At 54.1% G+C, this 10,560-nt stretch carries 9 protein-coding genes; 1 reads left to right on the forward strand and 8 read right to left on the reverse strand.

Annotated features, from left to right (window positions below):
* Positions 1-483 precede the first annotated feature (483 nt).
* The 6 genes from Poly51_RS29410 to Poly51_RS29445 form a co-directional block, all read right to left on the reverse strand.
* Positions 484-816 carry a hypothetical protein gene (locus Poly51_RS29410; RefSeq protein WP_222435953.1) on the reverse strand — a complete coding sequence of 111 codons (333 nt, stop codon included), beginning with the start codon at positions 814-816 and terminating at the stop codon, positions 484-486.
* A gap of 506 nt (positions 817-1,322) precedes the next feature.
* Positions 1,323-2,180, reverse strand: coding sequence for an SMI1/KNR4 family protein (locus Poly51_RS29415; RefSeq protein ID WP_146462527.1), 858 nt, complete (start codon positions 2,178-2,180; stop codon positions 1,323-1,325).
* Between the two features lie 1,073 nt (positions 2,181-3,253).
* The gene (locus tag Poly51_RS29420; protein ID WP_146462528.1) at positions 3,254-3,829 is read right to left on the reverse strand and encodes a DinB family protein; all 576 of its coding nucleotides are present in this window, start codon (positions 3,827-3,829) and stop codon (positions 3,254-3,256) included.
* 1,200 nt (positions 3,830-5,029) lie between these two features.
* The gene (locus tag Poly51_RS29430) at positions 5,030-5,557 is read right to left on the reverse strand and encodes a DUF5662 family protein (protein ID WP_146462530.1); all 528 of its coding nucleotides are present in this window, start codon (positions 5,555-5,557) and stop codon (positions 5,030-5,032) included.
* A gap of 947 nt (positions 5,558-6,504) precedes the next feature.
* Complete coding sequence (locus tag Poly51_RS29440) at positions 6,505-7,011, reverse strand: cupin domain-containing protein (RefSeq protein ID WP_146462532.1); 507 nt, start codon at positions 7,009-7,011, stop codon at positions 6,505-6,507.
* Between the two features lie 621 nt (positions 7,012-7,632).
* Entirely contained in the window at positions 7,633-8,127 is a 495-nt protein-coding gene (locus tag Poly51_RS29445; RefSeq protein ID WP_146462533.1) for a hypothetical protein, read from the reverse strand.
* A 275-nt stretch (positions 8,128-8,402) separates the two neighbouring features.
* Between Poly51_RS29445 and Poly51_RS29450 the strand changes: the two genes are divergently transcribed.
* Positions 8,403-8,600 carry a hypothetical protein gene (locus Poly51_RS29450; protein WP_146458604.1) on the forward strand — a complete coding sequence of 66 codons (198 nt, stop codon included), beginning with the start codon at positions 8,403-8,405 and terminating at the stop codon, positions 8,598-8,600.
* Between the two features lie 78 nt (positions 8,601-8,678).
* Here Poly51_RS29450 and Poly51_RS29455 read toward each other — a convergent pair whose 3' ends face one another.
* Both Poly51_RS29455 and Poly51_RS29460 read right to left on the reverse strand, forming a co-directional pair.
* Entirely contained in the window at positions 8,679-9,164 is a 486-nt protein-coding gene (locus Poly51_RS29455; protein ID WP_146453519.1) for a GNAT family N-acetyltransferase, read from the reverse strand.
* Between the two features lie 106 nt (positions 9,165-9,270).
* Positions 9,271-9,843, reverse strand: coding sequence for a hypothetical protein (locus tag Poly51_RS29460; RefSeq protein ID WP_146462534.1), 573 nt, complete (start codon positions 9,841-9,843; stop codon positions 9,271-9,273).
* Between the last annotated feature and the right edge of the window lie 717 nt (positions 9,844-10,560).

Consider the following 10,560-nt stretch of genomic DNA (forward strand, 5'->3'; position numbering starts at 1 on the left):
TTATCCTGCGTGGCAGCACCAATCCAGTAACCAGATGCAAAGGCGAGCATCGACGAAAGCGTTGATGCTATCAAAATTGTGGGCCACTGTTTGTTGGGCATATGCGTTCTTTCAGTCGGATAACGGTAGGGTTTTGCGGGCCGGGACGCTTGACTTGCAAGCAAAAAACTCCACCCGCAAGCCCGGCTCCGTAACAACCCATGGTTATCGGTTAATGAAAACAGTATTTGGAGGGAAGTTCCATTTGAAGCCTTCCATAGCGTGGCAGTTTAGGTTTGCAGCAAATGTGAAGAGTAGCAAAGACGTCGGCTTTAAAGCAACGCCAGACCGAAAGACGGCGTTTGTGGACGTCAGTCGGATAACGGTGCGGTTCAGCGGGACCGCGCGAAGGATCTGCCACTTCAATGCGTTTGGCTCGCGGTCTCCGTTGCAACCGATGGTTCCCCGTTTTCTGCGGCTTAGCATCGACGTACATTCGATGTCTCAAGGAAATGGATTTCCCATCGGTTGCGCCAGACACAAGTATACAACGAGGACGGCCACGAATTCGAGTCCCGCAAGAAGCAGGGTGAGTTTTGATTCGCCGAATGTGAGAGGAATCGCAACTGCGGCCATCGAACCACCAATCAACGGAATAGGTGCTGCAGAGCAGATTAAATGGACGATGCCAACATGCGTGACGTAGCGATCTATCGCCCACAACAACAAGAGGCAAACCGCAACAGGAAGCAAGGTGAGAGCAATCATGAGCCAGTATTGCGGCGTCGTCCGCTGATCGTGAGGAATCTGGTTCGAAACTTCGTACGGGTTCGTCACTGTCGATACTCAGCGTGGCATCGTCGCAAGCCTGTAACCATCACATTCGGGGAACGTTTTGCGTAACCGGGAACGCGCGTACGGGTCTCTAACGGCCAAATCGCTTAACTCGCGGTCTCCGGTTCACGCGCTGGTTATCGTGGCGCTTCGGAATCCACCGATAATGGGCCCCGAAGCGTCCAGAATACCGCAAGCGAGTCGCGGATGCAATCAATTCGCTCACGATCTCGATCTGGCCCAAAACGTCGGTGCTTGGATCGGTAATTGGTTTGCCCTGCCGTCATCATGTGAAGTTTTCTGTCCTGAATCGAGCCCTGAAATCAGCGCGCCGGATCGAGCACAACTCGAGCGCACCAATCACACCCGTGGATCAAGCGCACCAATCACGAGCACTGAACGATCACCCCCGACGCGATAACGGTACGCATCAGCGGGCCGGGACAGTTGATGTTCCATTCGTTAAGACTCGCAAGCCCGGCTCCGTTGCATGCGATGGTTCGATGCCTCTATGCGTCGCGTTCGATTTCCAACAAGAAATCATACCGTGCAAGCATGTACGATGACAGGGAATCGCAGGACCATGGCGATTCGGTATGCCAATGAGCCCAGACACCACACGACCATTCATCTGCGTCAGTGAATGGATCAAGGAGAGCAGTTCCTGTGTCATTGGTATCGCGATTTAGCGCCAATGCACGTGCGACACGTGTCCCAAAATCGAACCGAAACTCGGAGAGACGCTCACCATCGGGGTCACGCTTAAATGGACCGGAAGTCATTTCAGATTGAAGCGCAAGCGAGTGGAGATGTGGATCACTGTCGCGAAGCCATTTCAAGTCATTCAATGCATCAATTTGTGGGTGAATCCAGCCGTCCGCTTGCCAACCATTTGTGGTCAAGAAGAATGCTCTAACAGACGCCGGGAATACGACGTCAAGCCTTGATTCAGTCAACGATAGTTCTTCTTCGTTAGCCGCGGGGAAGCCAAGCCAATTCGCTTCTCCGGTCTCCCAGCCTTCGATCTTGCCAACAATCTTCGCGAGCCGAGAGTATTCGGAAAGAAATTTGCACCAACGTTCCGCCGAGTCGAGTAGCGAGACTGGAGCAAGGACAAGCCGTGACCTTAGGTCGTCGATTGTACTGGTCTTGAGGTCTTCAACGCGATTGCGCAGCCAATTAAGCCAGGTTTCATCGCTCCACGGGCTCTCCGGCGTGCCGCCCAGTGGGGACGCATTTGGATCGTTAATGATCCGTGAAATATCAGCGAGTATGTGGGGCTCGACGAAGTCAGAGTAACGGTCGGCGAATCGCTGTGACAGCGATTGGCCATCACCCATTTCGATCAAGTCGCGAACCGAAGTCAAATGTTTCCCTTTGTCATCGAACGCTCGACATCACCGGGTGGCGGCGAATGTCGTGATTTCAAAAAAAGGTGTCCACCGCCACTCCGGTGCATGTCATGGTTATCGGTTTTTATGGACGGGCGTTGATCAGGCGTTGGGCAACGGAATCCGCGTCGCCACAGTTTAGCGGGCGTTGATTCGTGCAGCAAGCAATCGGGTGTTGTCCGTAAACGAAGGATCTAAAACGTTGCGGTGCGAAAAACAACCGCCAACGGCAAACAAAGGTTCGGCTTACGAGCGGTGTACGTTGTGGATATCATCAACGAAGGATCAAGACGGTTTTATCGCAAGCCCGCTTACGCAAATGCCTAACATCAAACTTGCAATCAACCGTCGCAGTAATCGAACACGTCAAACACCTGACGGGTCAGTCCGATAACGGTACGCGTCACCGGGTACGCGCGAAAGATTGTCCATTTCAAAACCGGCCAGCTCGCGTACTCCGGTGCACGCGCTGGTTCGCCGCTTCCTGCATTTGTGAGCGGTTGATCGCCGTTTTGCGGATGCACCATTCACGAAGGGATCGATGGTCCGTTCAGATTGGAAAGCCGAGTAGTAGTGGAACAAGTATTAGTGTAACGGTCAGCAATCGCGCAATCAATCGCTTTCGTTTCGTAGATGCAGAAAAGCAAAGTGCGATGCCGAACGGTAGCGATAGTAACATCACGCGTCCCATCACGCCGCCGAACCGCCACCATAACGTCATAGATTGCGAGTGGCGTGGTGTCAGCCATGGGTCGTGCCACCGAGCGTTCAAATTGGTTGCGATGTAGATGGAAAGCGCAAACGAAGCGGCAGCAACGAATCCCCAAAACATTGCGTTACCTCTGGGCAGAGGGTGTGCGACTGATGCGACACTATCGGATTCGGCAGTCGGTTGTGGGGCATCGTAGGGATTCGCATTAGCCATTGCAGAAAGCACCTTGGCGAGCGTCGTGGCCATTCAGTCGGCGAACGTTTGTGTTCACCAAGCTGCGGCGAACGATTCTCAATTGCCAAACCGCCCGGCTCCGCGGCTTTGGTGCAACACCTGGTTATTTGGTGTTCTCTTCGTCGGTGAAAACGCTGCGACTGGCCTTGGTGCCCCAAGTTCGGTTGTTGTGATCGCCAGACAATCCTGGCGCGATTGTTAGCCAGCGCCACTCGCCATCGTGAACCATGCGTGCGATCATCACAATTTGGCCGACGTGATATGTCAAATGAGTTACGGAGCGAGTGAGTGCTAACGCGATTGTATGCGATTCACCCCTGATGAGTATGGTCTGACCGACGTTCTCAGCGTCAATTGATTCGATCGCGTTGACAAGCGCTGACCATCCGCGATCGAAGTGCTCCATCAGCGATTGCCGGTCTCCATCCCAATCAAGAAACTCGGCGTCACGATTTCGGTCAGGCTTTTCTCCGTCGGTGGTCAGGAAGTCTGTCCATCGGCTTTGAAGGTTACCTCCAAGGTGTCGCAGGATTATCGCGACCGAATTAGAGTCCTCCGTTGGACGCGAGTGGAGTTCGGCATCAGTCAATTGTGCGATGGTGGCGTCGATCATACGTCGGTAGGACGCAACCGTCGCACGCATCGCATCGAGCCATGTTGTCGAGTCGCACATTTTCATCGTGAGCCAAATAACGGTACGGATCACCGAGTACGGCGATTTGATTTTCCATTTGTACCAACCTGATGCCGTACTTCGGTGAATCCGATGGTTATGCGCACCCTATGGACGGCATGTGGTTGGTTTGTGTAAGTGAAATTCTAGTCGCGATGGGATGTGAAATGCAAGCTCGGCGCACCGACCGATCGTATTTGCACCGGCGTTGATGCTGCCGAAGTCGGAAACCTGCCGCCAGCTGGTTACGACCGCTCCAATGGCGACCGTAAGACCACGTAACTGAAGTGGGGTTCGATCGGGTGTCAGTCGCTGGCGGCAAGTATCAATCTCAGCCGAAGTCAAACCGCTGCCGATCGCAGATTGAAACTATTCCAACATCAACATCAGACCGAGCAATGCTTAGTGTCGATTAGTGGTTTGGAATTCGGGAACACTAATCGGCGCTGATCGAACACTAATCTCACGATCCTGAAACGAAGGTCCGTTGCATTGCCATCAGTGATAAGCGAGCCACAGATCAACACGGATGAGCACAGATCGAATGGACCGAAGGCAGTTCACGCAACAAAACAATCCGCGTTCAAACTTAGTCGCATAACGGTAGGGTTTTGCGGGCGGCGGCGAAAGACTTGCAAGCAAACGAAAAAGCGTGCCACCGCCGCTCCGTAACAACCCATGGTTATCGCCGATTGTTGCGGGCATTGACCGCGAGAGCGGAAAACATCGACGGAACGTCGCCAGCACGGTCTGCGCGAGCAGAAAACAACGCCGGGACGGCGGCGAGCATTAGCTAAGTGTTAGTAGTAGGGAGAACTTCAGGATTAAGAACGGTCACTGAATGTCAGCAGTGGTGATCAGTTTGAGATTCGGAGGTCCAGCGTTGGGAGCAAGCCATCCGGAACAATCAAGCGGCGTTCCGCCCCGTCGGTGGCACGCGATGCGAGCAACCGTTGGAATCGACCAGTGAAGTAGATTGTATCAGGTCCAAGTCGAGTAATGGCGTGAGTGACGCTATGTGTCACCGTGTGAAAAGTGAAGATCAAGACACCAGTGATCGTCGGGGCAAACGCGATCCGCTGTTGCGTGCAACAACTGAGCACCGAGTGCGATAACGTCACCAATCACCCGGCGGCGACAAGAGATTGTCCATTCTCAAAACGCCCGACTTCGCCGCTCGGGTGCATTGGATGGTTCTGCCTCCCCCTACGCACCTGAGTCGAGGTTGGAGTCCAGCAATTCGATCATTGCGTATACGAATTGGCGTTTGGTCTCGCTTAAGTGTAAACGATTACCGATGGTCTTGTCCGCCCATCCGCGAGCACTGCCACCGTCTTGCCCGAACTCCTGCGACATCGCCGTCCAATCGCAGACCATTTCAATCAGGTCGACATCCGTCATGTCGTTCGGGTCACCATGGAAATCTGGGTGATGGCGGTTCGTCGTCATGTGGTGATCGATTGCCGATCGTACACGCTCTTCCATTCCGTCAGGGTATACGAACGGTTCGCCAGTGCGGCGGCAGCGATGCAATTCAGTGAGCCAGATGTACGGTATCCGTTCCTCGGGACTGTATTTTGACGCGTCATGAACGCGTGCACGCTCATTTAGTTCGTCGGCGTATTCGGTCACTGATGCCATCACAGTCAAGCATCGACGGACACGCTCGATGTGCTCCTCGGTGCGCCGCTCGTAGAAGGCGACCATTTCGGGTGTTGGTTCAGGTGTTGTCATTCCGTGATGCGCCTGATGGCAGAACGTTACCGATCACCGGGCGGCGGCGAACGATTCTCCATTGCAAAAAAGCTAACCACCGCCGCTCCGGTGCATCGGCTGGTTATCCGCTGCCTGCGTGTCGTCATTGGCCCAGGCAACAAGTAGTGCCTTGATTGGGATTGTCACCCCGACCACGACGATGAATAGTAGCGTCGCGAGAATCATAGCGATACCCGGTGCGGTGTACGTCCGCCCGTATCCGACGTCGAAATTGTTCACGACATAAGAGCAGAACGGTAGAATCGAAAGGGACGCAACGTTGTANCGCAACCGAAACACGGGAACAATGAGCGATAAGAAGAAAAGCGTAAAAGCAAGCAGCAGCGTTAGAAATGGCCATAGAGCTGTCGTGGCAAGGTGCATTCCAATCACGAACAGCAGCCCGATGAACGGCACGATGCCGTAGCCGATCGCTTCCTCCCGAAGCGATAGCGGTCGAGCATTTGATTGCCCATCCGCTGAGGGCGCAAGCGATTCATGTTGGGTCATGGCTTCGCGATATCAGGTGTCGATTCCGACAGGTTCGTTTGGGTCAGTCGGATAACGGTTGACATCACCGGGTGGCGGCGAACGATTTGCAAGCAGACAAAAACGGCAACCACCGCCACTCCGGTGCATGTCTTGGTTATCCGTCTATCTGAAGATCAACGCTGATTAGCAACCGAGGGAGGAAATCGCAAACGGAGGATCAATGCGTTTGACTCGCAAATTCGCTAACGCGAATGCCGAACGACAAATTTCCAATCAGGCGTTGCAGCAATCGCTAGTGCGAGCGAACGCGTGAAACACCTGAGACGTCAGTCCGATAACGCCAGCGATCACCGGGCCGCGACGAACGATTCTCCATTTGAAAACGCTCGGCTTCGCGGCTCCGGTGCATCGCATTGTTATGCCACGATTTTGGGTTACATCGAAGCGCGGGTGTGTGCATCTTGATGCCAGTACAAACCGGAGCCGTTGTAGAGGTGCATCATTACGCAACCGTAATCGCCAACAGTAAATGTGTATGGCACGCCAGCAGGCATATATATCCAATCCCCAGTCGTCATTTCAACGCGGGAATCATGGACAAGCGAACCGCTCAATACGATACGAAGCAAACAGTCGTTGCGGTGAACGTGCTTAGGAACAACGGCCTTGGGTTCGCCGACAGTAATAAACGGCATCACGGGGCGATCTTTGCTGCCCAGAATTATGGGCAGTTGCCATTGTTGAAATCCATCAGGCATGTGCTCGCGTTTCAGCAAGTCTCGCAGTTTCTGCATGCCTTCGTCGCGTGATGTGACGACATCTTTGCCCTTGAACTCGAAGCCTGCCTCTTCGAGAGCTTCGCGGACGCGGATTACGCCCTTGAATTCGCCATCAACGAGGTCGTGAAACGAGTCATCGGGTTTCCATCCTTTGTTCGACATTCAATTCTCCAATTCGTAAAGGTAACAGTAACGGAAAGTGCGAGCCTGTAGTGGCATAACGGCCGCCGTCACCGGGTACGGCGGGTTGATTTTCCATTTGTGAACGCGCCATGCCGTACTCCGGTGCACGGCATGGTTACACGACGAGTCCTGTTGATTCGGTGACCGATCGGGCAGTTCGATCGACGTGCCTCACGATTGTAGCCTACCGAAGGTAGACCGAGCAAGTTTGACCGCGCACGCCAATTTGGACGTTGGCTGTGGATGATTGCACGAAGGATCGACGCGAGATCAAGGAAACGCCACGGGCACTCGCTGCGGATTTGCGACCGCGCACCAATCTCGAGCATGAACTGCCCCGCGTACCGACGACCGCGCATCTCGCCATCAGTCGTCATTCCACCAATCTCGAGCCTAGCCGACCGCGCACCAATCGACCGCGCATCTTTTGCCCGCGCCATCGAAGCAAAGTCCGATCAACCACAACGAATCCGCGTTGCACTTTATCGATTCGTGTAACGGTTACGATCAGCCGGCGGCGACGGAAGATCAACCACTTCAAATCGCCCGACTTCGCCGCTCGGTTGCATCGTTTGGTTCCCCGCCGTGTGGTAATGGTGTTCAGGTCAACGTGCCATCATCAGCAAACACTGGATTTTGGCGGTAGAGCCCAAGGAAAGCAAATGCAATCGGTATCCAAATCGGCATTAAGAGGATGAACTGAGCCATAAGTCCGCCGTTCGCGATCCCTGTTGCGGCTCCAATTCCCCGACCCGCGTTCGGTAGAGTCCACATCGCACCAATCGCGAAAAAGTAAAGAACTTCAAACAGCAGCAACATCGCAAGTAACCGTGCACAGGTCGCGGAGCCAAGGCAGAGCCCAACAGAAGCGACGATGATCGAGATGTAGCAGACGATGCAAATCGTGGACATTACATAAAACGCAGTGAAAAAGTGCGGCAATTGAGCGATGTCCGGCGATTCGTCGAACGCACCTTGAAACGCCGCAAAGAGTGAGCCTGCGTTGTATAGCAGTCCGAATAGAGCAGCGCAAATCAGCAACGTCGCAATAGCATAGGATGCGTAACGTTGAGTCGGTGTGCGTCTTGTGGTCATCAATTTCGGTCGGGGAACGGTGGCCATCACCGGGTGGCGGCGGTTGACGCGATCTCAAAAAAACGTGACCACCGCCACTCCGGTGCATGGCATGGTTATCGGCATTTATGGACGGGCGTTGATCGAACATCGGGAAGTGGCAACAACGCTGCCACAGCTTAACGGGCATTGGTTCGGGCGGCAAGCAATTTGGCGTTGACCGGGCCGGCAAGTAAACGGGCATTGTCGTCCGACGGCGTTTGCAGACGTTGAACGAAAACTGGAAAACGGGGTCGATGGAAAAGCAAACGACAACATCGAGCACCATCGAGGACTGGGAGCGGCGTGGGTTGTGGCAATCGCCAACGGAGGATCAAGACGTCCGAATCGGCGAGTCGCTAACGCAAATGCCGAACGACGCACCGATGACCAAGCGTTGCAGCAATCGTTTGTGCAAGCGAATACGCGGAACATCTGCGGAGTCAGTCCGATAACGCTACGCGTAACCGGGCACGCGCGAAAGATTCTCAACTTCAAAGACGCCGACTCGCGTGCTCCGGTTCACGCGATGGTTACCCGCTGTCTTGGTTCGACTTGATGTCAAGCACGAGTTTGGATCCAAAAGCGGAAAAGCCGGCCGAATCAAACAGCCCGCGAGCCGCAGCGTTGAACGCCCAGACATCGAGAACCACACGAGGCAGCCCCAGTTTAGCCGAGATTAAGGTCGCGTCGTCAAGAAGACATTTTCCGACGCCGCGTCGACGATACTTGGGATCAACCTCGATCTGATGTAAATGCCCGAAACGTTGTGGATGCTTGAATATTGATTCGGGAGTTGATTCAGTAGCAAGTATGTAGTGGCCGACGATTTCGGTCGAGTCGCAAGCAACACGAATTGTGATGTCCGGCTTTGCGAGTGATGCGCTGAGGTGCGAAACTGCTTCCGCGCGGGTGAAGCGGCGGTAAATGGACGGGTACGCATCGGCGTGGAGACACTGAACGCGAACCAGCGCGTCGGCGATGCAGCCAATGTCACGGTCCGATGCGTCACGAATCATTGCGTCGGTTCTGTCGGGTAACGTTGGCGATCAGCGGGTCGGGACGTTGGACTCGCCATTCGTGAAACCTTGCAAGCCCGACTCCGTTGCATCGCATGGTTCCCCGTTATTCGCGAGGCAGTGAAAAGCTTCGGTCAATATCAACGTTCCAGGAGTCCGGAATTTCAGCATGTAGTTTTACCTTGAATGTCACCTGTTCGCGAGTCATGGATACGACCTTCAGTGTCCCACCGGAATTCGCGTCTTCGCATTTCATGCATCCACCAATTGGATTGCCGAAATAGAACGCAACGAATTCGCACGGTTGAAGAAAACCCAAGCGTTCAAATTCACCAACGGGTTCCAGATGGCGCCCCGACGCGACTGGGCTAAGGTCGAATTCGTCGCTCACTTTGATGTCGACGGGAAGCTGGATGCCAACCTGATAGTACCAACCCCCAGTGGTCCCAGGGGTGTGGGCGCCTTCGCGTAATGCGACGTACGTGCCACCGCCGTATGTATGCCCGTGGTGCTGCAGATCGCCGTTGTAGGTTTGATCTACGATACCGACAGAATAGTCGTGCCAGTGAAATTCATCAGTTGGAACCGGGCCAGGGTCACGAGGCCAGTAGCGGTAGGCGGCGCTAGCGAAAGCCGAGAGCGACACGACAATGAGAAGAGCTCGCAGCGAAAAACGCATGTTATGCTGTCGGGGAACGTTGGCCATCACCGGGCACGGAGAGTGATGTATCCATTTGTGAAAACGCGCAAGCCGTGCTCCGTGTGAATGGCTTGGTTATCCGAGAATTCGTTCACGTAGATGGGTGGTCCCAGCGCTTGGTAAGCTCGGGATCGCGGTCATCAGATGGCATCTTACCATGGAGATGTGCTAGAACCGCATCCGCGTAATGGAACGTCGCGTCCGTTTGAGCCATTGTCACAGACCTTGGCGACATCCACACCAGTAGCGTTTCCTTTGGTTCGTTGTCAGCAAGTCGATGTATCTGTGTGTTGAACGTTTGATAGCAGTCGCGAAGGTCATCCTCGGTAACTACCAAGGGGCACTCTGTCAGGTTCCGTTCGTTCGCCTCCTCGCAAAACGATTCTGCGTCGTCAATTGCAGAGAATACTACGAGTGCAAGACGATTGTCATCGACTCGGCACACATAATCGTCCACGTATTCGTAGTCGTCTTGACCGAACGCATTGTCAATGCGGATGACGTATGCAGGTGAGGGCCAATCGGTAACTGGTTGTGTTTCAATTCTCAACGTTGTGGAGTCTTCAAGTTCGGATAACGGTTGACATCACCGGGTGGCGGCGAACGATTTGCAAGCAGACAAAAACGGCAACCACCGCCACTCCGGTGCATGTCTTGGTTATCCGTCTATCTGAAGATCAACGCTGATTAGCAACC

The organism is Rubripirellula tenax, assembly GCF_007860125.1.
GTDB lineage: Bacteria > Planctomycetota > Planctomycetia > Pirellulales > Pirellulaceae > Rubripirellula > Rubripirellula tenax.

Excerpts from the sequence above, each read along its gene's own strand:
- Poly51_RS29450 (WP_146458604.1), top strand. The coding sequence starts at position 8,403 with ATGGAAAAGCAAACGACAACATCGAGCACCATCGAGGACTGGGAGCGG.
- Poly51_RS29430 (WP_146462530.1), bottom strand. The coding sequence starts at position 5,557 with ATGACAACACCTGAACCAACACCCGAAATGGTCGCCTTCTACGAGCGG.
- Poly51_RS29460 (WP_146462534.1), bottom strand. The coding sequence starts at position 9,843 with ATGCGTTTTTCGCTGCGAGCTCTTCTCATTGTCGTGTCGCTCTCGGCT.
- Poly51_RS29445 (WP_146462533.1), bottom strand. The coding sequence starts at position 8,127 with ATGACCACAAGACGCACACCGACTCAACGTTACGCATCCTATGCTATT.
- Poly51_RS29455 (WP_146453519.1), bottom strand. The coding sequence starts at position 9,164 with ATGATTCGTGACGCATCGGACCGTGACATTGGCTGCATCGCCGACGCG.
- Poly51_RS29440 (WP_146462532.1), bottom strand. The coding sequence starts at position 7,011 with ATGTCGAACAAAGGATGGAAACCCGATGACTCGTTTCACGACCTCGTT.
- Poly51_RS29420 (WP_146462528.1), bottom strand. The coding sequence starts at position 3,829 with ATGAAAATGTGCGACTCGACAACATGGCTCGATGCGATGCGTGCGACG.